Consider the following 522-nt stretch of genomic DNA (forward strand, 5'->3'; position numbering starts at 1 on the left):
CCTTCATCGACTCCTAGTGTCAAGGCATCCACCGTGCGCCCTTTCTAACTTAACCAAACTAAAAATTAAAAAATATGAGCTACACTGTTATCTAGTTTTCAAAGAACATACCATTTGCTATTTAAAATAGCTTTTTGGTGGAGCCTAGCGGGATCGAACCGCTGACCTCCTGCGTGCAAGGCAGGCGCTCTCCCAGCTGAGCTAAGGCCCCAAAATGTATGGTGGGCCTAAATGGACTCGAACCATCGACCTCACGCTTATCAGGCGTGCGCTCTAACCAGCTGAGCTATAGGCCCATACAAATTGCAGGATTTATTTATATCATATCCTCATTTAAGAGTCAATACTGAATTGAACTCTCAAAACTAAACGAAAACGAAACACGGAAACTTATATTGATAAGCAGCGCTTATCAATTCTCCATAGAAAGGAGGTGATCCAGCCGCACCTTCCGATACGGCTACCTTGTTACGACTTCACCCCAATCATCTGTCCCACCTTAGGCGGCTGGCTCCAAAAAGG

Annotated in this window: 2 tRNA genes and 1 rRNA gene; all 3 read right to left on the reverse strand. The window is 45.2% G+C overall.

Going from position 1 to position 522, the window contains the following annotated elements:
- Positions 1-135: 135 nt before the first annotated feature.
- A tRNA-Ala gene (locus ACTFN4_RS30400) sits at positions 136-211 on the reverse strand.
- An 8-nt stretch (positions 212-219) separates the two neighbouring features.
- Positions 220-296: transfer RNA gene (locus tag ACTFN4_RS30405), tRNA-Ile, on the reverse strand.
- A 130-nt stretch (positions 297-426) separates the two neighbouring features.
- A 16S ribosomal RNA gene (locus ACTFN4_RS30410) occupies positions 427-522 on the reverse strand; the annotation flags it as partial.

This window comes from Bacillus cereus group sp. MYBK95-2 (genome assembly GCF_051915225.1).
GTDB classification, from domain to species: domain Bacteria; phylum Bacillota; class Bacilli; order Bacillales; family Bacillaceae_G; genus Bacillus_A; species Bacillus_A cereus.